The sequence below is a fragment of the Corynebacterium sp. HMSC05H05 genome, assembly GCF_001807265.1.
In the GTDB taxonomy this organism is placed as follows: domain Bacteria; phylum Actinomycetota; class Actinomycetes; order Mycobacteriales; family Mycobacteriaceae; genus Corynebacterium.
Window position 1 is genome coordinate 12,165 of sequence record NZ_KV788378.1, and the last position, 20,867, is coordinate 33,031.

Annotated in this window: 19 protein-coding genes; 13 read left to right on the forward strand and 6 right to left on the reverse strand. The window is 67.3% G+C overall.

Annotated features, from left to right (window positions below; genetic code table 11):
* Positions 1–177 precede the first annotated feature (177 nt).
* Both HMPREF3151_RS03015 and HMPREF3151_RS11760 read left to right on the forward strand, forming a co-directional pair.
* Positions 178–753 (forward strand): sigma-70 family RNA polymerase sigma factor, encoded by a 576-nt coding sequence (locus tag HMPREF3151_RS03015; protein ID WP_246815185.1) that lies wholly within the window; start codon positions 178–180, stop codon positions 751–753.
* Positions 750–1,670: a hypothetical protein gene (locus HMPREF3151_RS11760; protein ID WP_070473366.1), complete on the forward strand. Its 921-nt coding sequence runs from the start codon at positions 750–752 to the stop codon at positions 1,668–1,670. The genes HMPREF3151_RS03015 and HMPREF3151_RS11760 overlap by 4 nt, the downstream gene beginning before the upstream one ends.
* Here the strand turns inward: HMPREF3151_RS11760 and HMPREF3151_RS03025 are convergent.
* Entirely contained in the window at positions 1,667–2,047 is a 381-nt protein-coding gene (locus HMPREF3151_RS03025) for a DUF5319 domain-containing protein (RefSeq protein WP_210383708.1), read from the reverse strand. The two genes, HMPREF3151_RS11760 and HMPREF3151_RS03025, sit on opposite strands and share 4 nt — an antisense overlap.
* 126 nt (positions 2,048–2,173) lie before the next feature.
* Here HMPREF3151_RS03025 and guaB point away from each other — a divergent pair, with 126 nt between their 5' ends.
* The 4 genes from guaB (at position 2,174) to guaA (ending at position 7,904) form a co-directional block, all read left to right on the forward strand.
* Positions 2,174–3,697 (forward strand): IMP dehydrogenase, encoded by a 1,524-nt coding sequence (gene guaB, locus HMPREF3151_RS03030; RefSeq protein WP_070473370.1) that lies wholly within the window; start codon positions 2,174–2,176, stop codon positions 3,695–3,697.
* Between the two features lie 9 nt (positions 3,698–3,706).
* The gene (locus HMPREF3151_RS03035) at positions 3,707–4,861 is read left to right on the forward strand and encodes a GuaB3 family IMP dehydrogenase-related protein (protein ID WP_070473372.1); all 1,155 of its coding nucleotides are present in this window, start codon (positions 3,707–3,709) and stop codon (positions 4,859–4,861) included.
* 20 nt (positions 4,862–4,881) lie between these two features.
* Entirely contained in the window at positions 4,882–6,174 is a 1,293-nt protein-coding gene (locus HMPREF3151_RS03040; protein ID WP_070473374.1) for a PAS domain-containing protein, read from the forward strand.
* Between the two features lie 122 nt (positions 6,175–6,296).
* Entirely contained in the window at positions 6,297–7,904 is a 1,608-nt protein-coding gene (guaA, locus tag HMPREF3151_RS03045; RefSeq protein WP_070473397.1) for a glutamine-hydrolyzing GMP synthase, read from the forward strand.
* Between the two features lies 1 nt (position 7,905).
* On the opposite strand, the gene HMPREF3151_RS03050 is transcribed toward guaA, so the two are convergent.
* The 3 genes from HMPREF3151_RS03050 to HMPREF3151_RS03055 are packed head-to-tail and all read right to left on the reverse strand — an operon-like array spanning position 7,906 to position 10,018.
* Positions 7,906–8,826, reverse strand: a complete 921-nt coding sequence (locus HMPREF3151_RS03050) for a PspC domain-containing protein (protein WP_070473376.1) — start codon at positions 8,824–8,826, stop codon at positions 7,906–7,908.
* A 20-nt stretch (positions 8,827–8,846) separates the two neighbouring features.
* The gene (locus HMPREF3151_RS12210) at positions 8,847–8,972 is read right to left on the reverse strand and encodes a hypothetical protein (RefSeq protein ID WP_256365522.1); all 126 of its coding nucleotides are present in this window, start codon (positions 8,970–8,972) and stop codon (positions 8,847–8,849) included.
* Positions 8,969–10,018, reverse strand: coding sequence for a PspC domain-containing protein (locus HMPREF3151_RS03055; RefSeq protein ID WP_070473377.1), 1,050 nt, complete (start codon positions 10,016–10,018; stop codon positions 8,969–8,971). Before HMPREF3151_RS03055 ends, HMPREF3151_RS12210 begins: the two co-directional genes overlap by 4 nt.
* A gap of 112 nt (positions 10,019–10,130) precedes the next feature.
* Here HMPREF3151_RS03055 and HMPREF3151_RS03060 point away from each other — a divergent pair, with 112 nt between their 5' ends.
* Together HMPREF3151_RS03060 and HMPREF3151_RS03065 are read left to right on the forward strand one after the other, a co-directional pair.
* Positions 10,131–11,258 carry an ATP-binding protein gene (locus HMPREF3151_RS03060; protein ID WP_070473379.1) on the forward strand — a complete coding sequence of 376 codons (1,128 nt, stop codon included), beginning with the start codon at positions 10,131–10,133 and terminating at the stop codon, positions 11,256–11,258.
* Entirely contained in the window at positions 11,255–11,878 is a 624-nt protein-coding gene (locus HMPREF3151_RS03065) for a LuxR C-terminal-related transcriptional regulator (protein WP_070473381.1), read from the forward strand. Before HMPREF3151_RS03060 ends, HMPREF3151_RS03065 begins: the two co-directional genes overlap by 4 nt.
* Here HMPREF3151_RS03065 and HMPREF3151_RS03070 read toward each other — a convergent pair.
* Entirely contained in the window at positions 11,875–13,734 is a 1,860-nt protein-coding gene (locus HMPREF3151_RS03070) for an FAD/NAD(P)-binding protein (protein WP_070473383.1), read from the reverse strand. The genes HMPREF3151_RS03065 and HMPREF3151_RS03070 overlap by 4 nt on opposite strands.
* Positions 13,735–13,861: 127 nt before the next feature.
* Here HMPREF3151_RS03070 and HMPREF3151_RS03075 point away from each other — a divergent pair, with 127 nt between their 5' ends.
* Genes HMPREF3151_RS03075 through HMPREF3151_RS03095 form a run of 5 tightly spaced genes read left to right on the forward strand, consistent with a single transcriptional unit; the run spans position 13,862 to position 20,181 of the window.
* Positions 13,862–15,493 carry a TIGR04028 family ABC transporter substrate-binding protein gene (locus HMPREF3151_RS03075; protein WP_070473385.1) on the forward strand — a complete coding sequence of 544 codons (1,632 nt, stop codon included), beginning with the start codon at positions 13,862–13,864 and terminating at the stop codon, positions 15,491–15,493.
* The gene (locus tag HMPREF3151_RS03080) at positions 15,494–16,513 is read left to right on the forward strand and encodes an ABC transporter permease (protein WP_070473387.1); all 1,020 of its coding nucleotides are present in this window, start codon (positions 15,494–15,496) and stop codon (positions 16,511–16,513) included. It begins immediately after the preceding gene.
* Positions 16,510–17,385 (forward strand): ABC transporter permease, encoded by an 876-nt coding sequence (locus tag HMPREF3151_RS03085; RefSeq protein ID WP_083290152.1) that lies wholly within the window; start codon positions 16,510–16,512, stop codon positions 17,383–17,385. Before HMPREF3151_RS03080 ends, HMPREF3151_RS03085 begins: the two co-directional genes overlap by 4 nt.
* A complete protein-coding gene (locus HMPREF3151_RS03090; protein ID WP_070473389.1) occupies positions 17,382–18,986 on the forward strand; it encodes a dipeptide ABC transporter ATP-binding protein in 1,605 nt (534 codons plus the stop codon). Before HMPREF3151_RS03085 ends, HMPREF3151_RS03090 begins: the two co-directional genes overlap by 4 nt.
* Positions 18,979–20,181: an alkylhydroperoxidase domain protein gene (locus tag HMPREF3151_RS03095; RefSeq protein ID WP_070473391.1), complete on the forward strand. Its 1,203-nt coding sequence runs from the start codon at positions 18,979–18,981 to the stop codon at positions 20,179–20,181. Before HMPREF3151_RS03090 ends, HMPREF3151_RS03095 begins: the two co-directional genes overlap by 8 nt.
* A gap of 13 nt (positions 20,182–20,194) precedes the next feature.
* On the opposite strand, the gene HMPREF3151_RS03100 is transcribed toward HMPREF3151_RS03095, so the two are convergent.
* On the reverse strand, positions 20,195–20,680 hold the full coding sequence (locus HMPREF3151_RS03100; protein ID WP_141741288.1) for a PspC domain-containing protein: 486 nt from the start codon (positions 20,678–20,680) through the stop codon (positions 20,195–20,197).
* Positions 20,681–20,867: the final 187 nt, after the last annotated feature.

The following is a 20,867-nucleotide window of genomic DNA, read 5'->3' on the forward strand; positions in this document are numbered from 1 at the left end:
CTGTCGCGCAGTGGAACCGCGCGAAAATACCCCTGTCTTACTGCATCAACGCTGCTGGTTACGGGCAGGTGAATTCCTGGCAAAAGGTCGGTAGCGCAAAGGGAATGGCAAGTGCGCTTATTATGTACGGGTTACGCGAAACCGGAGCAGGCTGACAGACGTTGGGAGGAGATGCGCGTGGCTGCAGACGACGTAGATGCAGAACTCGCTGCCTTGGTCCCCGCTGCTGTGCAGGGAGACAGGCGGGCGCTGCAGCGCATCATCTCCATCATCCATCCGCGCGTGCTGCGCTACGCCAGGGCGCGCATCGGGGGAGGGCGGATGCCTACCCCCGAAGATGTGGCCCAGGAGATCTGCCTGGCGGTGGCGACGAGCATCGACCGCTACAACGACACGGGGCGGCCGTTCATGGCGTTCGTGTACGGCATTGCGTTTAACAAGGTCGCAGACGCGCACCGGGCCATGGCGCGCGACAAGCTCAGCCCGGTGGAGGAGGTTCCGGACACCGAAGTGGCGACAATCACCCCCGAGGATGCGGCGATGGTGAATGTGGGGAGTAACGCTGCGAGGGCGTTGCTCGATTCATTAAATGAGAAGGCCCGCGACATCGTTATCCTGCGAGTGTTTGTGGGCTTGTCCGCGGAGGAGACGGCTGAAGTCATGGGCAGCACACCAGGTGCAGTGCGTGTTGCCCAGCACCGTGCGCTGTCCAAACTGCGGAAGCAACTGGACGGAGGGCAAGCGGAGTTATGACACGTCAGGACGATCATTTTGAGGAGTTCGCGCACAGCGATGCGTTCATTGAGGCGCTCATGCTTGGCGACGATCCTTCGGACGGCACCGACCCCCTCGCCGCCGCCCTGTTGGAGTTGAAGGCCGATGTCGACCGCCCGATGCCGCCGGCGCCGCAGCTGGACGCGGACGGTGCCCAGCCGGCTGGGAATGTTGCTTCCTTGGACGACAAGCGCGCCGCGAAGGCGAAGCGCCACGTCAGCCCCTGGCTGTCCGGCTTGATCGGTGCCGCTGCGGCGACCGTGGTGTGCGTCGGCACCGGCGCCGCCCTGTTCGAGGACAGCGCTGCCGACGAGGACACCACTGTGGTTGAGCTGGCGACCACCCTCGACGAACTTGAGGTGGCCAGCGAAAGCGGCGACGCCGCAGCGGCCCGCACCCTGTTGGAACAGGCCCGCGGCTTGGTGGCCACGATGAAGGAGCGCGAGCAGCGCGCAGCCAGGGAAGGGGCGGCCGCCACGGTGACCGAGACGGTCACGGAGGCGACAACGGTGTCGGCGGAGGAGGTCTCCACTGAGCGGCCGGAGCCGGAGCAGGCCCCGGCAGTGCCGGCACCGCCCGCGCAGCAGCCGACGCACACCCCGCAAGACCCGGCACAGCGCGGACCGGGCACCGGCACCGGCACCGGCTCCGGGCAGCCGACGCAGTCCACCCTGGGCACGCAGCCGACCCAGCTGGCACCGTCGAGCCCGCAGCCGAGCACGACCGCGGGCAGCGCGTCGCCGTCGCAGGGGCAGGGCACAACCGGTGAATCGTCGGCAGACGACTCTGCTGCGGAGCAGAGCCCGTCGCTGCGGGTCAACGACCCGGCGACGATGGTGAATCAGCCCGCCGAAAGCGGTCCGATCGCCCATCCGAGGATGGGTAGCAGCTCCTAGCGGCCCTCGAGGCCGTCCAGGTAGCCCATGGCGTAGTCCCAGGGCACGTACGCCTCAATGTTGGGGTTTGCGCTGGGCTCGTGCACCGGCGGCAGCTGATTGTTCAGGGAAGCGATCATGTTTTGCTCCATGATCTCCCAGTCGTAGTAGTGGACCTGGTCGCAGTCCTCGCAGAGGAACGACACCCCGAGAATGCCGCGGGGCTTGAGCATGCGCCGCGCGTCGCGCACGTGCGAGAGATCCTGGATCACTGCGACGCGCTCTGCGGGCGACAGCGGCACGGCGTGCTCATCGTCCTCGATGAAGGATGCCGGGTCGTTGGGGTCGTCCGCGAACGGGTCCAGTGGCATCATGTCGTCGTAGTTCACCCGTCTCACCCTATACGGTGTGGCAAACCGGCTCGATCTCCTGCTCACTAAAGCGCTGAACTGGGTGGCACGGTCGGCATTTGCGCCGCGTTATATCATGGCGAAAAACATCTGCGCGGGAGAGGAGACTAAGCGATGGCGAACGAGCGTGTGTGGACTGGTGGGGACGACCCGGAAAAGGTGGCCCTGCGAGGGCTGACCTTCGACGATGTGCTGCTGCTGCCGGCGGAATCCCACATCGTTCCTTCTGAGGTGAGCACCGCCTCCCAGTTCACCAAGAACATTCGGTTGGGCATGCCGATTGCTTCCGCCGCGATGGACACGGTCACCGAGTCCCGCATGGCGATCGCGATGGCGCGCCAGGGCGGCATCGGCGTGGTGCACCGCAACCTGAGCGCCCAGGACCAGGCGGAGCACGTCGACATCGTGAAGCGCTCCGAGTCCGGCATGGTGTCCAACCCGGTCACCGCTACCCCGGACATGACGCTTGAGGACGTGGACGCGCTCTGCGCCCGCTTCCGCATCTCCGGCCTGCCGGTGGTGGACGAGGGCGGCCGCCTGGTCGGCATCATCACCAACCGCGACATGCGCTTCGAGGCGGACTTCCAGCGCAAGGTCGCCGAGGTCATGACCCCGATGCCGCTCGTGGTGGCACCGGAGGGCGTCGATAAGCAAGAGGCTCTCGCGCTGCTGTCCTCGAACAAGGTGGAGAAGCTGCCGATCGTGGCTAAGGACGGCTCCCTTGCCGGCCTGATCACCGTGAAGGACTTTGTCAAGAGCGAGCAGTACCCGAACGCCTCCAAGGACGCGGACGGCCGCCTGCTCGTCGCCGCGGGTGTGGGCACGGGCGAGGACTCCTTCGACCGCGCGGGCCTGCTGGTGGAGGCTGGCGTGGACGCGCTCGTGGTGGACTCGGCGCACGCGCACAACAACCGTGTGCTCGAGATGGTCTCGCGCGTGAAGAAGGAATTCGGCGACCGCGTCGACGTCGTCGGCGGCAACCTGGCCACCCGCAGCGCGGCGAAGGCCATGATCGACGCTGGCGCCGACGCGATCAAGGTCGGCATCGGCCCGGGCTCCATCTGCACCACCCGCGTGGTGGCGGGCGTGGGTGCGCCGCAGATCACCTCGATCCTCGAGGCCTCGGTTCCGGCCAAGGCCGCGGGCGTGCCGATCATCGCCGACGGCGGCATGCAGTTCTCCGGCGACGTGGCCAAGGCGCTGGCCGCTGGTGCGTCGACAGTCATGCTTGGCTCCATGCTCGCCGGCACCGCAGAGGCCCCGGGCGAGATCGTGGTCGTGGGCGGCAAGCAGTACAAGCGCTACCGCGGCATGGGCTCCATGGGCGCGATGCAGGGTCGCGGCTTGACCGGCGAGAAGCGCTCCTTCTCCAAGGACCGCTACTTCCAGGCCGACGTGACCAGCGAGGACAAGCTGGTGCCGGAGGGCATCGAGGGCCGCGTGCCGTTCCGCGGCGAGCTGGACTCCATCACCCACCAGATCGTCGGCGGCCTGCGCGCCGCGATGGGCTACACGGGTGCGGCCTCCATTGAGGAGCTGCAGACGAAGCAGTTCGTCCAGATCACCGCCGCCGGCCTGCGCGAGTCGCACCCGCACGACATCACGCAGACCGTCGAAGCGCCGAACTACCGCCAGTAAGGGACACACATGCGCGACTACGTGGAAATCGGCCTCGGCCGCGAGGCCCGCAGGGCCTACGACCTGGGCGACCTTTCGATTGTGCCGAAGCGCCGCACCCGTTCTTCAAAGGACGTGGACACGAGCTGGCATATCGACGCCTACACGTTCGACATCCCGCTCGTCTCTCACCCCACCGACGCGCTGGCCAGCCCCGAGTTTGTCATCGAGATGGGCAAGCAGGGCGGCCTCGGCGTGATCGACGCTGAGGGGCTGTGGGGCCGGCACGCCGACTTCGATGCCGCGGTGAAGAAGGTCGTGGACTCGTGCGAGGACGCCTGGGGCATCGACTCGGAAGAGAAGTACCAGGAATACATCGACTCGGGCGAGCGCTCCGTGCGCACGCTGCAGGAGCTGCACGCAGCTGAACTCGACCGCGACCTGCTCACTGAACGCATCGCCCAGGTGCGCGACTCCGGCGTGACCGTGGCCGTGCGCGTGAGCCCGCAGAACGCGCGCGAGCTCGCACCGGTGGTCATCGCCGCGGGTGCGGAGATCCTGTTCATCCAGGGTTCTATTGTCTCCGCCGAGCACGTGCAGCAAGGCGGCGAGCCGCTGAACCTGAAGGAGTTCGTCGGCTCGCTCGACGTGCCGGTGATCGCGGGCGGCGTGTTCGATTACTCGACGGCGACGCACCTGATGCGCTCCGGCGTGGCCGGTGTGATTGTGGGCTCCGGGTCCTCCAGCACTGTGGTGAACGTCCCGGCGGCGACAGCGATCGCAGATGTGGCGGCAGCCCGCCGCGACTACCTGGACGAGACCGGTGGGCGCTACGTGCACGTGCTTGCGGATGTGCCCATGTGGGACGCTGACAGCATCGCCCTCGCTATCGCGTGCGGGGCGGACGCTGTCATGCTCGGCCGGAGTCTGGAACAGGCATCAGAGGCTGCGGCGAACGGGGTGTACTGGGAAGCGCAGGCCGCCCATCCCCGCTTCCCTCGCGGCGACGTGAGCAAGGATCCGATGGCCAGCACCTCCACCGCGTTAGAGACGGTGCTCTTCGGACCGTCGAGTGACCCGTATGGCGGGCTCAACATCGTCGGAGGTCTGAAGAGAATCATGGCCAAGTGTGGTTATACTGATGTGAAAGCTTTTCAGAAAGCCGATCTGGCAATCCGCAGTTAAGAAATTGGACGAGTACGCCTATGTCTAGCCGTGTAACCATTCTTCGCGACGCACCGGAGGGTGCCTCCCACGAAGTCGACGTCAATGACATCTTCTTCTCGGTCACCGACGCGAAGGGTGTGATGACGCATGTCAACGACGTGTTCATCAAGTACGCCCAGTACAACGCGGACGAGATGATCGGCAAGCCGCACAACCTCATCCGCAACGACGAGATGCCGGGCGGCGCCTTCAAGCTCATGTGGGACACCATTGAGGATGGTCGGCCCTTCGCGGCGTATGTGCGCAACCTTGCCAAGAGCGGCTCGGCGTACGACGTGCTCGCCACCGTGACCCCGCTGCCGAACGGCGGCTACCTGTCCGTGCGCACCCGCCCGATGACGGAGCACTTCGAGGCCGCGGGCCAGCTCTACCAAGAAGCGAACCTGGTCGAGCACGAGGCGAAAGCCAACGGCGTGGGCCGCCGCGAGCGCGCTGTCAAGGGCGCGGAGAAGATCGGCGAGCTGCTGCCGGACTACGACGCGTTCATCCGGGCCGCCCTGCCGGCCGAGGTGCAGGCGCTCGAGGACGCCGGATTCACGCTGCCGGAAGGCTCGGGCGAGATTTACGACGCGGCCCGCGCGCTGTACGGCGAGCTGGACCAGTTCATGTCCGTCCAGACCGCCATCCAGGACGCGGCCGATGAGCTGCGCAAGGCTTCCGCCACCCTGGTGGAGGAAAACGCCGTCACCAACAACGTGAAGGCGGAGATGGAAAACGTGGTCACCGAGGGCGCTTCGCGCACCCTGCTGCTCGCGCCGCTGCAGGTGTGGGCGACCATGCGCGGCATCATCGATGAAAACGCCGCCACCCTGGAAGAGGTGGCCGAGGAGCTCTACGCCAAGACCGCAAACGCGCGCATGGCGATTGCCCTGGCGCGTCTGCACACCGCGCAGACCGCGCAGTTTTCCACCGAGTCCGGCGCGGACGAGTCCATGCGTTTGCTTGTGGACGCGCTCGAGGTCGACGTGCGGGAGATGGACGACGCGGTCTTCCTGCACTCGTCCTTCCGCCGCCGCGTGGAGCTGAAGGTCAACTCCATTTCCGAGCTGACCAAGATTCCGCTGGAGATGATCCGCCGCTGGTCCCAGAACACCAACGAGTCCACCATGGGCGCCGAAGTGATGCCGCTGGTGGAGCAGGTCAACAACGCGATGGCCGCCGCGGACAAGTCCATCGCCCAGCTGCAGCAGGCTTCTGAGAAGCTCGCGCAGGCGCCGTCCACCGACGAGGTGCGCGCCGCCCTGGAGCGCCTCAGCTCGGCTGTTCAGTAACGCTTTTTCGCGCGAGCCGCGCGGGTGGTGCCCTTCCGGCGCCACCCGCGCGGCTTTCCTTTGTCCTCGACCACGCCGGCGCGGGGGCACGCAATGTCATGCAGGTCATTCTGGGGTTTTCCATGGCGGCGCACAGGCGGTTGGGTCTCGCGCGGGATCGACTACGATCTAGGCCTGTGAATACTCCGCAAGCCCGCCCAGTCCTTGTCCTCGATTTCGGCGCGCAGTACGCGCAGCTGATCGCCCGCCGTGTCCGCGAGGCGAACGTGTTCTCCGAGGTGGTTCCCTCCACCATCACCGCCGCTGAAGTCCGCGAGAAAAACCCGCAGGCCCTGATCCTCTCCGGCGGCCCGTCGTCCGTGTACGAAGAGGGCGCGCCGCAGCTCGACCAAGAGATCTTCGAGCTGGACCTGCCGATCTTCGGCATCTGCTACGGCTTCCAGATCATGACCCGCGCGCTCGGCGGCGAGGTGGCCAAGACCGGTGCGCGCGAGTACGGCCGCACGCAGATGCGTGTCGACGGCGGCGTGCTCCACGCCGGCCTCTCAGAAGAGCACCCGGTGTGGATGTCCCACGGCGACTCCGTCACGCAGGCGCCGGAGGGCTTCGAGGTCACCGCGTCGACTGCGGGCGCACCCGTGGCCGCATTTGAGGACGTCTCCCGCAAGCTCGCCGGCGTGCAGTACCACCCGGAGGTCATGCACTCCCCGCACGGCCAGGAGGTGCTCACCCGCTTCCTCACCGAGATTGCCGGCCTGGAGCAGAACTGGACCGCCTCCAACATCGCCGAGCAGCTGATCGCGGACGTGCGCGAGCAGGTCGGCGAGGGACGTGCGATCTGTGGCCTGTCCGGCGGCGTGGACTCCGCCGTCGCGGCGGCGCTCGTGCAGCGCGCCATTGGCGACCGTCTGACCTGCGTGTTCGTGGACCACGGCCTGCTGCGCCAGGGCGAGCGCGAGCAGGTGGAGACCGACTTCGTGGCCGCCACCGGCGCAAAGCTGGTCACCGTGGACGAGCGCCAGGCATTCTTGGACAAGCTCGCCGGCGTGACCGAGCCGGAGGCGAAGCGTAAGGCCATCGGCGCGGAGTTCATCCGCTCCTTCGAGCGCGCGGTTGCCGGCGTGCTGGAGGGCCAGCAGGTGGACTACCTGGTCCAGGGCACCCTGTACCCGGACGTGGTGGAGTCCGGCGGCGGCACCGGCACCGCCAACATCAAGAGCCACCACAACGTCGGCGGCCTGCCGGACGACGTCGAGTTTGAGCTCGTTGAGCCGCTGCGCCTGCTGTTCAAGGACGAGGTCCGCGCCGTCGGCCGCGAGCTGGGCCTGCCCGAGGTGATTGTGAACCGCCAGCCGTTCCCGGGCCCGGGCCTAGGCATCCGCATCATCGGCGAGGTCACCGAGGAGCGCCTGGAGACGCTGCGCGCCGCCGACGCCATCGCTCGCGAGGAGCTGACCAAGGCCGGTATGGACGAGCAGATCTGGCAGTGCCCGGTCGTGCTGCTCGCCGACGTGCGCTCCGTGGGCGTGCAGGGCGACGGCCGCACCTACGGCCACCCGATCGTGCTGCGACCGGTCGCCTCCGAGGACGCGATGACTGCGGACTGGGTGCGCATCCCGTACGAGACCCTCGAGGTCATCTCCACCCGCATCACCAACGAGGTGGCCGACGTCAACCGTGTGGTGCTCGACGTGACCTCAAAGCCACCGGCCACCATCGAGTGGGAGTAAATCACTCCGCGTAGTACGCGGACACGGAACCGACGCGCTGTGTCACATTGATCGTGAGCAGCGCGCTGTCCGCGTCCGCGTTTTGCGTTTCTTCGGGGCAGGCGGTGTCGCCGATGGTGACCTCGCAGTTCACGTCGACCGGAACGTTGGTCGGCAAGATGATGTCGGTGCGGCCAATGGGGTTTTCGAGGGCGATTGTTCTCGGCTCGCTCAGCGGTTCGAGCTCGGTGAGGTCGAGGAAGGTGTCGCCGACGAAGCCGTTAGGCCGCTTGATGTCCGACAGTGCGGCTTCGTATTCCACGGTAATGTGCGCGCTGCCGAATCTGCTGTAGTTGCCAAGCCGCACCTCGCTGACAACCCCCAGCACGAAGATCGTCGCCGCAGTCAGCACGACCGTGACGGGGATCCACAGCCACAGCGGGCGCATCGTGGCCGGAGCTGAATGGGGCTGCTCAGGCGGGTGCCATCGGTCGGAGCCGGGTGCCAGTTCCGCGGGCGGCTCCGGCTGGCGCTGGTGGGCGAGGTACCAGCCAGCCGTGAAGAGCACGAATGTCACCAGCACCGCGCGCAGGTCGCCTTTGGAGGCGATCGGGAAGAAAAGGAACAGCCCCAGCAGCAGGAGCCAGCCGGTGTCGCGGTCTTTCTTTTCTGTCTTGGTCAGCTGCTTTTTCGGGGTGATGATCGTGGCCCACGGGCTGCGGGTGAGCCCGAAGCGGGGCATGTTGATCCAGCACAGCAGGTAGAGGAAGACACCGCCGCCGAAGGCGAGCGACAGCACGACGAAGAGGACGCGGATGAACGTCGGGTCGATTTGGTAGCGCGCACCGATGCCTTCGCAGACGCCACCGATGACGGCTTTACCGCCCTGGTCCTTGGGCAGGCGTGTTGGTCGGGTGTCCCACATCTGCGAAAACGTGCTCATGGGGCCGACATTGTACGTATTTAAAGCACGCCTGCCTGGGTGAGCAGCGAACGCGCCGTCTTGTCCGTCTCCTGTAGCATCAGCGGGTCGGTGCCGGGCATGGGGGAGATGGTGGTGTCCGCCCCCATCGAGTGGGAGTAAGTCACTCCCCGTAATACGCGGACACAGACCCGACGCGCTGCGTCACGTTGATCGTGAGCAGGGCGCTGTCCTTGTCCGCGTTTTGTATTTCTTCGGGGCAGCTGGCGCGCCCAATCTTTGCGTCGCAATTGACAATTAACGGAACGTCGGTGGGGAGTTTGAGGTCGATTTTGCCGAGGCCGTTGCTGAGTTCGATTGTTGTCGGTTCTTCAGGTGGCTCCATATGCGAAAGGTCGATCCGGGCTTCGCCGATGCGGTGTTTGAATTCCGGCATGGCCTCGGCGGAGTAGGCGGTGACATTGGCAACGCCGAAGTCTCCGATTGCGCCGATGCGAAGTGAGTTGAGTACGGACATCGTCCACAGGGCCACTGCTGCCAGCACCAGTGCGGCAGGTATCCACAACCAGTAGCGCTGCTTCGTGCGCGCAGACTCCGGCTTTGGCTCGACCGGATCCGGCAGGTGCCACAGGTCAGGGGCCACGCCGAGCGGATCCCATGCAGGCGCCTGCTGCCCGGGGTGCTCGTAACCTTCGGGCACGGTGAGGCCCGTGGTGTCCACCGTGGGCCCATTGCTCGTCGACGTTTCCTCCGGCCCGCCCGCCAGCAGCCCCGCCGGGGGTTCCGGCTGCCGCTGGTGCAGGAAGTACCAGCCGGCGGCGAAGAGGATGAACGTGACTAGTACTGCCCGCAGATCGCCTGCGACGGAAGCGGACGGTAAAAACAGGAACAGCCCGAGCAGCAGCCACCAGCCCGTGTCGCGTTCCTTTATCTCCGCCGCGGTCAGCTGCTCTTTCGGGGTGATGATCGCGCCCCACGGGCTGCGGGTCAGCCCGAAGCGGGGCATGTTCATCCAGCACAGCAGGTAGAGGAAGATGCCGCCGCCGAACGCGAGCGAGAGCGCGACGAAAACCACGCGGATGAAAGTCGGATCGATGTGGAAGCGGGCGCCGATGCCTTCGCAGACGCCGCCGATGACGGCTTTGCCGCCCTGGTCCTCCGGGATGCGGGGCGGGCGGGTGTCCCACATCTGCGTGAGTGTGTTGTTCTCCATGGCTCCATCCTCCCGCGGGAGCGCAGGCTGCGGTATCGGGAATGACCCTGATCTTTCGTTTCAGGGTTTTCCCCGATGTGCCCGAAGGCCTGCCCGTGCAACGATGGGGGTTATGTCTGCGCTGTATCCCCGGCTGACCCGGAACCGCTCCCGCCGCGTTGTGGCCGGCGTGGCCTCCGGTGTGGCCGACCACCTGGGGGTGGAGGAAAAGTGGGTGCGTCTGTTCTTCGTCGTAGCCGGCTTCGCGGGCGGGTTCGGCGCGCTGCTCTACGCCGGTTTGTGGATGTGTACGCCCGTGGACGACAGCGGGGCGCAGCGCCAGCGCCCGGGGACGATGGATCTCGCGCTAGTGGTGCTCGGGTTCGCAGGCGCGCTTATTGCGCTGCAGCTGTCGTCGGGCGCGGGGGCCACGGTGGTATTTGTGCTCGGCGTGCTCATCGTCGGTGCGGTAATTGCGCTGCAGGCCTACGACCGCGGCACGGGGTCGTGGGGCAACATCGCCGCGCTAACCTTGGGTGCGCTGCTGGTCATGGCCGGGGTGCTTGCCGTGGCATTTCTCGGGGAGAGCGCAGGGGTTGCCGGTGTGGTGGTCTCCGTGCTGGTCACGGTGCTCGGCGTCGGGGTGCTGGTCGTGCCACTGATTGCCAAGCTGGCCAATTCGTTGCTTGCGGAGCGCGAGGCGAAGGCGGTGGCGGACCAGCGCGCAGAGATCGCCTCGCGGCTGCACGATTCGGTGCTGCAAACGCTCGCGCTGATTCAGAAGCAGGCGGGCGATGCGGAGGAGGTCGCCCGCCTGGCGCGCGCCCAGGAGCGCGAGCTGCGGGCCTGGCTTTTCGACGACTCCGTGCCCAACCACACCACCACCTTCGCCGCCCTGCAGAAAGCGGTCGGCGAGGTGGAGGACGCCTTCCGCGTGGTCATCCAACCGGTCACGGTGGGCGAGGATGTCGCCTTCGACGAGCGTACCGAAGCGGTCGTGCTCGCCGCGAGGGAGGCAATGGTCAACGCCGCCAAGCACGCGGGTGTGGACACCATCGACGTCTACGCGGAGAATCTCGCGGGCAGGCTCGAGGTGTTTGTGCGCGACCGCGGCACCGGTTTTGATCCGGACGCCATTCCGCACGACCGGCATGGTTTGCGCGACTCCATCGTGGGCCGCGTTCAGCGGGTTGGGGGAGAGGTGCGCGTGGTGTCGTCGATAGGCAATGGCTCCGAGGTAGAGATAGCGTTGGACCTATGACGAGCGTGTTCTTGGTGGACGACCACTCCGTTTTCCGCGCCGGGGTCAAAGCCGAACTGGCGGGAGCGGTTGACATCGTTGGTGAGGCAGGCACCGTCGCTGAGGCGGTGCGCGGGATCGAGCGCACGCGCCCGGACGTGGTGCTTTTAGACGTGCACATGCCCGACGGCGGCGGACTGGCCGTGCTCAAGCGGGCACCGGGCCCGGCGTATCTGGCGCTGAGTGTCTCCGATGCCGCCGAGGACGTCATCGCACTGATCCGTGCCGGTGCGCGTGGGTACGTAACCAAGAACATCGCAGGCGCCGAGCTCGCCGAAGCGATTGAGCGGGTGCGCGGCGGGGACGCGTATTTCTCGCCGAGGCTGGCCGGATTCGTGCTCGATGCCTTCGCCTCGGGGCCGGTGGTGGAAGAGGACGACCCGGCGGTGGATTCGCTGACCCGCCGCGAGCTCGAGGTGCTGCGGCTGCTTGCGCGTGGCTACACGTACAAGGAGATCGCCGAGCGGCTGTACATCTCGGTCAAGACGGTGGAGACACACGCGTCGAACATCTTGCGCAAGACGCAGACCTCCAACCGCCACCAGCTCACCAGGTGGGCGGTGGCGCGGGACTTAGGCTAGAGCACGCCCGCCTGGGTGAGCAGCGAACGTGCCGTCTTGTCCGTCTCCTGCAGCATGAGCGGATCGGTGCCGGGCATGGGGGAGATGGTGGTGTCCGCCCACTGCTTGCCGGTGGGGATGCCCACGATGTGCAGGCGGGCGTCCAGCTCGCCGTCGGGGTGGACGGTGCGGCGGGTGTGATCGTCGGTCTCCGGGGAGGCGGAGCCATGAAACGGGCGCACGCGTCCGGCCTCGCGCAGCGACGCGGTTAGCGCGTCGGGGGAGGTGCGGATGTCGGGGCCGGGCAGGAAGGCGTCGGCAAGCGCGGCGGCGTGCACCGTGCGACCGTGGCTAACCGTCGTGTACTCGCCGTCGGCGACCTCCACCACGGGGTCGGGGCCTAAGAACGTGACCAGGTCGGCGTCGAAAAGCGCGAGCAGCTCGCGGGTGCGGAACAGCGGCGGGCCGGAGCCGACCATCTGGCCGAACGCCATGTACTGCGACAGCGCCGCCTCGCGGGGGCCGCGGCCGTTCTGCGTGGCGATCGCACTGGGCTTGCGGCCCGCGGAGATCGCCCAAAGGCCGGCCTTGAGCGGGGAGTCCCAGGCGGACACGGCCTCGGCAATGTCGGCCTCCATGGCCTCGGCGACGCGGCGGTTCAGCTCCTCCAGGTCCAGCTCCTCGGTTCCGGCGAGCGGGTCCACCCAGGCGGCCATGTCGAACGGCTCGGTGCTCATCCCGTCGAGCGCCTTGGTCAGCGCGTCGGCGACCGGCAGGATGTCGTCCGGGGAAGCGGCCGCGGAAAGGTCGACGGCGTCGATGGCCGTCAGGACCTCGTCGAGCGGCACGCTGAGCGCTTCTGGACGCATACGGGCAAGCACGCGGTAGTACTCGGCGTACGCGTCGCGGGCCAGTGCCGGCCACAGCGCAAGGCCAAACGACACAGGTGCCGTGGATGCGTCGATGGCCGCGCGCAGGCGCGACAGGTCAGCCTTCGGCGGCAGGGAGTGGTACTCGGACTTAGGCAGGTAGGGGTAGCCGCGGCCGGAGGTGACCACGAAGTGCGGCTCTTTGCCGGTGGCCTCGTAGCGCAGGCCGGAGCGGGCGGAGGCGTCCTCGACGAAGCGGCCGCCCCGGTCGATGGTGGTCAGCGCCATGAGGTCGAAAAAGCCCATGCCCATGCCGCGCACGAGCACGCACTCGCCGGCCGGCAGCTTTGCAACGTCCTGTTCCACCGGGTTGCCCGGCGGGATGTAGGTCAGGCCCGAGTCGGCGAACGCCTGCTGCGCCGGTGTGGGGGCGGGCAGCACCCAGCCGGAGGCGATGGCGGTGGCGTCGGTGTACACCACGGAGCCGTCGGCAAGCGTGATGGCGTCCTGCGAACCCTCGGACGATAGCGACACCGCGCGGGAGTGGTGCTCGACCACCTCGACTGCGTCCGGCAGCTGCGCGAGCGCGACCTTCCATGCCCAGCACAGGTACTCGCCGTACAGCGCGCGGGAGGGGTTGGACTCGGGGCGGGTGGCGCGCAGCTCCTCGTTGTAGTGCTCGGGGAGGGAGGCACCGGAGGCGTCGATAAGCGGGTGGCTTTTCTCCCCGCGCAGCGCCTGGATCCACTCGTACATGGTGGGGCCTTCGAGCACGGGGGCGGAGACGGTCGCGCCGGGCTCGGTGAACAGGGTGACTGCGCCGGCGAGGGTGTTCATGCACAGCGTGCGGGTCTGATCCGTGTCCCAGATGCGGCCGGCGCCGAGTTGGGCGTCGTCGATGATGTGCAGGGTGAGCCCCTCGCTGCGGTCGCCCAGGTAGGCGGCGATGCGTTCGGTGATGGAGATGCCGCGGGGTCCTGCTCCGACGATTGCGATGGATGCTGCCACGGTGAAAAACCTCCACGATTTCAGTGAACTAATGATCGTATGTAGACTGCCTAGTCTACTGTGAAAGAACCAGATTGTCTAACAGTGGTAATGTGCACTGCGCAACCGAAGAAAGAGGGGCGATAACGTGCCTAAAACAAAGGTAGCCGCAACAATTGCGCTCGGCGCGGCAGCCAGCCTGCTCGCCGGGTGCGCGGCGGCGGCAGGCGGCGACGACGGTGACGTGCTCACCTACCTGGAATCCAACTGGTTTAACAGCCTCTACCCGCCGGCCGCCGGGTTCTACCCCAACGGCGGCGTGGTCAACCAACTGACGGACCGGCTGCTCTACCAGGACCCGGAGACGCTGGAGCTTGAGCCCTGGATTGCCACGGACCTGCCGGAGATCAACGACGACGCCACGGTGTTCACCTTCGACATCCGCACCGACGTGACCTACTCCGACGGCACGCCCATGACCGCGCAGAACATCGTGGACAACTTCGACCTGTTCGGCCTGGGCGACAAGGACCGGCTGCTCAACGTCTCGGAGCAAATCTCCAACTACGAGCGCGGCGAGGTTGTCGACGAGGACACGGTGCGCTTTTACTTCTCCGAGCCCTCGCCCGGTTTCGCGCAGGCGACGTCCACCTACAACGCGGGGCTGTTGGCCGATTCCTCGCTCAAACTGCGCAACGAGGACTTCGGCCCCGGCAACGCAGAAAACGTCATCGGCTCCGGCCCGTTCGTGGTGGACAGCGAGACCCTGGGCACCGACCTAGTGCTCAAGGCCCGCGAGGACTACGACTGGGCGCCGCCGTCGCTCGAGCACCAGGGGCGCGCGCGTATCGACGGCATCCACTACACCCTGGCCGCGGAAGAGGCCATGCGCTCCGGCGCGCTGCTGTCCGGCCAGGCCGACGCCGCGCGCACGATCTCCCCGCCGGTGGAGCGCCACCTGAAGGACCAGGGCGTGCAGGTGGTCGCCGCCACCGCCAACGGCATGAACAACCAGTTCGCGCTGCGTTTCAACCACCCGCTTTTGCAGGACATCCGCGTCCGCCAAGCGATCATCCACGGGATCAACCGCGAGGAGATCATCCGCATCCTGCTGTCGGATTCCTACCCGCTGGCTACCTCGTCCATGACCTCGAAGGCCCTGGGCTACGCGGAGCAGCCGGGCGCCTACACCTTCGACCCGGATCAATCGCGCCAGCTTCTCGACGACGCCGGCTGGGTCTCCGGGCCGGACGGCATCCGTGAAAAGGACGGCCAACGCTTGAGCTTGTGGGTCAACCACGCCCTGCCGCAGCCGCGCTCGAAGGAGATCGTCACCATGATCCAGTCCGACCTGCGCGAGCTGGGCATCGAACTGAACATGGTCGCCGGCGACCGCGCAACGCAGAACGCGGCGCAAAAGGACATCAACCGCGTCCAGCTCATGCACACCATGGTGGGGCGTGCGGATTACGACGTGATCGAATCGCACCTGTCCGTGGACCGCCGCGATTCGCTGCTGAACAACGCCGGCGACGGCACGCCGATCGACGCGGAGCTGCAGGCGCTGCTGGACAAGGTGGTCTCCACCCCGGACGACGCCGGCCGCGCCGCCGCCTCCAAGGCGGTGCAGGACCATCTGACCGAAAACGCCTACACGCTGCCACTGTTTGAAGAGCCGCAGGTCTACGCGCTCGCGCCGCACGTGAAGGGCTTCGACACCGAGGCGGTGGCGCGCCCAAGCTTCTACTCGGTGTACTTCGACCGCGAGGAGGACAAGTAGATGGGCAAGTACGTTCTCAAGCGCATCGGCCAGGCGCTCATCGTGCTCCTTCTGGCCTACACCCTGGCGTTTTTCCTGCTCTCCGCCCTGCCTTCCGACGGCGTGGCCGCCCGCTACGCGGACCCGGCCTTGGGCCTGTCCCAGGCGGAGATCGAGCAGATCCGCGAGCAGATGGGCGTGGACAAGCCGCTGATCCAGCAGTACTTCGCCACCCTGGGCGGGTTGTTCACCGGCGATCTGGGCTACTCGGTGGCCACCGGCACGCCCGTGTTCGACCTGATCACGGACGCCGCGCCGCACACGTTCGCGCTCGCCGCAACATCCGTGGGCCTAGCCATCGTGGTGGCGTTGGCCACTGCGTACGTGGCCACCCTGCCCGGCGCCGGCGCGCTGCGCAGCGCCGTGCGCGCCCTGCCGTCGTTCATGGTCTCGCTGCCGGGCTTCTGGATCGCCATCCTGCTGCTGCAGTTCTTCTCCTTCCGTCTGGGCTGGGTCAACGTGGTTGACCCGACCCCGCTGGAGGGGCTGATCCTGCCCACGCTCACTCTCGCCGTGCCCATGGCCGCGCCGCTGATGCAGGTGCTCATCCGCTCCATCGACGAGGTCCGCGCCCAGCCGTTCGTGCAGGTCGTGCGCGCCCGCGGCGCGAGCGAGGCCCGCATCTTCTGGCGTGACGTGCTGCGCAACTCGCTGCTGCCCGCGATCACCATGGCTGGCCTGCTGTTCGGCGAGCTGGTCGGCGGCGCCGTGGTCACCGAGACCGTCTTCGGCCGCGCCGGGCTGGGCTCGCTGACCGTCAACGCCGTGTCCAGCCGCGACATGCCGGTGCTGCTGGGCGTGGTGCTCATCGCCGCCACCGCGTACGTGGTGATCAACCTGATCGTGGATCTGCTCTACCCGGTGCTGGACGTGCGTCTGCGCGACCAGGCCGTGGCGCAGACCGCCACCACCCCTGCGGCCCCTGATGAGCAGACCGCCGCACACACCCCGGCTACGACCGCAAAGGAGGCCGTCCGATGAGCACGACCAACCTGGTGCACAACCAGCGCGCGCCGCAGAAGGACCACCGGCCGCGCAAGGCCCGCAAGCACCGCCGCTGGAGCTCGCCGGCGACCATCCTGTCGCTGATCGTGCTGGCCATCGCCGCGCTGTGGGCGATCGTGCCCGGCATCTTCGCGCCGCACGACCCGTACAACGGCGTCGACGTGGCACTGCTTTCCCCCAACGGCGAGTACATCTTCGGCACCGACGCGGTGGGCCGCGACCTGTTCTCGCGCGTTGTTTACGGCGCGCGCCAGTCGCTGCTCGGCGCCCTGATCGCCGTGGCCGTCGGCCTGGTGCTAGGCACCCTGATCGGCCTGATCGCCGGCACGCAGCGCGGCTGGGTGGATACGGTGCTGATGCGCCTGGTGGATGTGCTGCTGGCCATCCCCGGGATCCTGCTGTCACTGTCCATCATCATCGTCACCGGCTTCGGTTCGCTGCAGGCGGCGTTCGCCGTCGGCATGACGTCGGTGGCCACGTTTGCGCGCCTGGCGCGCTCGCAGGTGATCCAGATTGCGGGCGCGGATTTCGTCGAGGCCGCCTACGGCTCCGGCGCAACGCAGGCCCAGGTGCTGTTCCGCCACGTGCTGCCGAACTCGCTGACCCCGGTGCTGGCGCTGGCGGCGCTGCAGTTCGGCACCGCCATCTTGCAGCTGTCCATCCTGGGCTTTTTGGGCTACGGCGCGCCGCCGCCGACCCCGGAGTGGGGCCTGCTCATCGCGGAAGGCCGCGACTTCATGGCAACCGCCTGGTGGCTGATCCTGCTGCCCGGCCTGGCCATCGTGGCCACCGTGATGTCCGCCAACCACCTGTCTCAGGTGATCCAACAGGAAGGTGATGTGAAGTGACCACGCCTCTGCTTGAAGTCAGCGGCCTGACCGTCGCGTACGGCGACGCGGACCCGGTGGTGCGCGACATCTCGTTTTCCGTCGAGGCCGGGAACATGACCGCCATTGTGGGCGAGTCCGGCTCCGGCAAGACCACTTCCGCCATGGCGGCGCTGGACCTGCTGGGTCCTTCCGGCAACGTGCTTTCCGGCAGCATCCGGTTCAAGGGCGAAGAGCTCGCCGGGCTGACCAACGCTGAGTGGCGCAAGCTGCGCGGCACGAAGATCGGGTTGGTGCCCCAGGATCCGAACAACTCGCTCAACCCGTTGAAGACCATCGGCGCCTCGGTAGAGGACGGCCTGGAGATTCATGGGGTGGGGGATGCGGCGGAGCGCCGTCGCAAAGCAATTGCCCTGCTGGAGCGCGTGGGCATCGACGACCCGGAGCGCCGCTACAACCAGTACCCGCACGAGCTGTCCGGCGGCATGAAGCAGCGCGTGCTCATCGCGGCCGCGGTGGCGCTCGAGCCCGAGGTGCTGATTGCGGACGAGCCGACGTCCGCGCTCGATGTCACAGTGCAGAAGACCATCCTGGACCTGTTGGACGAGATGCGCGCTGAGCTGGGCCTTGGCATCATCTTCATCACCCACGACCTCGCTGTTGCGGGCGACCGGGCGGACGATGTTGTGATCATGGAGCGCGGCCGCGTGGTCGAGCACGGCCCGGTGGGCCAGGTGCTGACCAACCCGCAGCAGGACTACTCGAAGCGCCTGCTGGCCAACGTGCCCTCGCTTGCGGTCGCAGATGCCTATCGACGTCCTCCGGTCACCCCCGAGACCCTCCTTTCCGTCAGCGGTCTGACCAAGCGCTACGGCGACTTCACGGCGGTCGAGGACATCTCCTTCGACGTGGCGCGCGGCTCCACCCACGCCCTGGTCGGCGGCTCCGGCTCCGGCAAGACCACCACCGGGCGCGCGATTTCCATGTTCAACCAGCCCACCTCGGGACGCATCACCCTAGACGGCACGGAGCTGACGGGGCTGACACCGAAGCAGCAGCGGGCCCTTCGCGGCCGGGTGCAGATGGTGTACCAGAACCCGTACTCCTCGCTGGACCCGAAGATGCGCGTCGGCGAGATCGTCGCCGAGCCGCTGCGCAACCTCGCCGGTGCATCCAAGCGTGAGGCGCTGAAACGTGCCGACGAGTTCCTGGCGCGCGTGGCGCTGGACCCGGCGACGTTCGCCTCCCGCACCCCGGCGCAGCTGTCCGGCGGGCAGCGCCAGCGCGTCGCCATCGCCCGTGCACTGATTGTGGAGCCGGAGCTGGTGGTGCTGGACGAGGCCGTCTCCGCACTCGATGTGACCGTGCAGGCCCAGATCCTGGAGCTTTTGGAGGACCTGCAGCGCGAGCTCGGCCTGACCTACGTGTTCATTTCCCACGACCTGGCGGTGGTGCGCCAGATTTCGGATACCGTGAGCGTGTTCAGCCGCGGCCGCCAGGTGGAATACGGGGCGACCAACGACGTGTTTGCACACCCGAAGCACGATGTCACCCGCGAGCTCATCAACGCCATCCCCGGCACCGTGTTCCGCGCCCGACAGTTAGGAGAATTTGTTGTCTAACCACACCGACATCATTGACGCCCTCGCCGAGACCCCGGCGGAGCTGGCCGAGCTGCGCCGCCGCCGTCCCGAGGCCGTGGACAACGCGCAGCGCAGCTTCGAGGCGCTGTTCGAGCCCGCCGACGACGCGCTGACCCAGGCGCTGCCGGTGTCCACCCGCTACGCCGTCGCCGCGTTCATCGCCGGTATCTCCGGCGCGAAGCGCGCCGCGGCGTTCTACACCGACCTGCTTGCCGACGAGGACGAGTCGCTGGTCGCCGTGGTCGAAAACGCCGTGCGTGCAGGCGTGTCCGCCGGCCCCTACGCCGGCGGCGACTTCGTGACCTTCGGCGAGGGGGCTTTGGCCGCCGCGTTCGACTTCGCCCACCTGCTCACCTTCCACCCCAAGGACGCATCCCCCGCGGCGATCGGGCACCTGCAGGAGGCGGGCTACAACGAAAACGCGATCGTCTCGCTCGGCCAGCTCATCGCCTTTGTGGCGTTCCAGCTGCGTGTCGTGCACGGCGTGCGTGTGCTGGCGGGTGGCGGCGAGGTGCCGGAGGGCGTCGATAGGCGAGCCGGCGTTGCGGATCCCGGCTGGGCGCCCGCGGAGGCCACCCTGCAGCCCGAGGTGGTCGCGCCTGAGAAGTTTGTGGCGCACCCGCTGGGCTGGAAGCCGTGGGTGGCGCCGCTGGAAAAGGACGAGCTGACCGACGAGCACATCGACGCGCTGATTAAGCCCGAGCGCGCCGACATGGAGTACTTCCGCCTGCTCGCGCGCGATCCGCAGGCGCTGAAAGCCCGCACGCTGACGGACCTGGACATCTTCTACAACACCGAGGGCGGCCTGGGCCGCGCCGAGCGCGAACTCGCCGCTACTGTGGCCTCGCGCCTGAACGGCTGCGAGTACTGCGCCTCGGTGCACCAGGGCCGTTCCAAGGAGGAAGGCGGCGACGCGGAGGCCATTGACACGCTTCTTAGCGAAGGCGTCACCGCCGACCTTAAATCCGAGCTGTGGAACGCCATCCGCGACGCCGCAGTGGCGCTGACCCGCACCCCCTACGAGTTCGGCGCGCCGCACGTGGACGCGCTGCGGGCCGCGGGCCTGGACGACCTGGCGGTGCTGGACGTGGTGAACTCATCCGCGTTCTTCAACTGGGCGAACCGGCTGATGCTCACGCTCGGTGAGCCGGACGTGCCGAAGCGCTACCGCTAGTTGGTTTTGCTGGCTAGCGCCAGACCAGGTCGTCGTTGCTGTTGGGGCCTGCCGGCGGCTCCGGCTGGCGCGCGTAGGTGAAGAACCAGACGAAGAAGAACGCGGCGAAGCTGATCAGGGTGCCGCGCACATCCCCCGCCTGGCCGGCCGCGGGCAGAAACACAATCAGGCCGATAAGTAGCCACCACCCGGGCTTGCGCTCCTCGATCTCGTGCGGGGTGAGCTCGCTTTTCGGCGTGATGATCGCCTTGGCCGGGGTGATGGTCATGCCCACGCGCGGCATGAACATCCAGCACAGCAGGTAGGCGAAGATGCCGCCGCCGAAGACGAGGCTGAGGATGACAAACGCGATGCGCACGGCCACCGGGTCGACCTTGTAGCGCTCGCCGAAACCGGCGCAGACACCGGCGATGACGGCGCGTCCGCCCTCGTCCTTCGGGATGCGGCGCGGGCGCGTGTCCCACATGTGCTTGAGCGAGTTTGAAGATCCTTGAGCCATGCGCGCCATTATCCGTGCGTTTGCCGGACTTCGCAGCCGGGGTTTTGGCGCGGCGGGGCTGGGGCGGGGCTGTCTTGCCGTGGCGATTGCGCCGTGCCACCCACAGACCCCCAGTGACAGACCCCGAGTATGCGCCGATTTCGGCCTTAATAGGGTGTTGCGACCGGCTAGTTGGTAGCGGTGTGGT

Excerpts from the sequence above, each read along its gene's own strand:
- guaB (WP_070473370.1), top strand. The coding sequence starts at position 2,174 with ATGGCGAACGAGCGTGTGTGGACTGGTGGGGACGACCCGGAAAAGGTG.
- HMPREF3151_RS03100 (WP_141741288.1), bottom strand. The coding sequence starts at position 20,680 with ATGGCTCAAGGATCTTCAAACTCGCTCAAGCACATGTGGGACACGCGC.
- HMPREF3151_RS03080 (WP_070473387.1), top strand. The coding sequence starts at position 15,494 with ATGGGCAAGTACGTTCTCAAGCGCATCGGCCAGGCGCTCATCGTGCTC.
- guaA (WP_070473397.1), top strand. The coding sequence starts at position 6,297 with ATGGCGGCGCACAGGCGGTTGGGTCTCGCGCGGGATCGACTACGATCT.
- HMPREF3151_RS03055 (WP_070473377.1), bottom strand. The coding sequence starts at position 10,018 with ATGGAGAACAACACACTCACGCAGATGTGGGACACCCGCCCGCCCCGC.
- HMPREF3151_RS11760 (WP_070473366.1), top strand. The coding sequence starts at position 750 with ATGACACGTCAGGACGATCATTTTGAGGAGTTCGCGCACAGCGATGCG.
- HMPREF3151_RS03085 (WP_083290152.1), top strand. The coding sequence starts at position 16,510 with ATGAGCACGACCAACCTGGTGCACAACCAGCGCGCGCCGCAGAAGGAC.
- HMPREF3151_RS03050 (WP_070473376.1), bottom strand. The coding sequence starts at position 8,826 with ATGAGCACGTTTTCGCAGATGTGGGACACCCGACCAACACGCCTGCCC.
- HMPREF3151_RS03035 (WP_070473372.1), top strand. The coding sequence starts at position 3,707 with ATGCGCGACTACGTGGAAATCGGCCTCGGCCGCGAGGCCCGCAGGGCC.
- HMPREF3151_RS03060 (WP_070473379.1), top strand. The coding sequence starts at position 10,131 with ATGTCTGCGCTGTATCCCCGGCTGACCCGGAACCGCTCCCGCCGCGTT.
- HMPREF3151_RS03040 (WP_070473374.1), top strand. The coding sequence starts at position 4,882 with ATGTCTAGCCGTGTAACCATTCTTCGCGACGCACCGGAGGGTGCCTCC.
- HMPREF3151_RS03065 (WP_070473381.1), top strand. The coding sequence starts at position 11,255 with ATGACGAGCGTGTTCTTGGTGGACGACCACTCCGTTTTCCGCGCCGGG.